We start from the raw sequence: 291 nt of genomic DNA, 5'->3' as shown, positions 1-291 counted from the left end.
CGCGTTATCCGCAGTGTTCACATCCGTGTTCGCATCGGTGTTCGCAGCCGCGTTATCCGCAGTGTTCACATCCGTGTTCGCATCGGTGTTCGCAGCCGCGTTATCCGCAGTGTTCACATCCGTGTTCGCAGCCGCGTTATCCGCAGTGTTCACATCCGTGTTCGCAGCCGCGTTATCCGCAGTGTTCACATCCGTGTTCGCAGCCGCGTTATCCGCAGTGTTCACATCCGTGTTCGCATCGGTGTTCGCAGCCGCGTTATCCGCAGTGTTCACATCCGTGTTCGCATCGGT

General features: G+C 58.1%; 1 protein-coding gene. It reads left to right on the top strand.

Translation table 11 applies throughout. The features are described 5' to 3' along the window. On the top strand, window positions 1–291 hold a 291-nt coding region (locus C1H84_RS18430), incomplete at both ends, for a hypothetical protein (RefSeq protein ID WP_220124931.1).

The sequence above is a fragment of the Glutamicibacter soli genome, from assembly GCF_003309065.1.
Lineage (GTDB): Bacteria > Actinomycetota > Actinomycetes > Actinomycetales > Micrococcaceae > Glutamicibacter > Glutamicibacter soli.
Note: the sequence above shows the minus strand (reverse complement) of the source record. Positions and strands in the feature narration are given on the sequence as shown.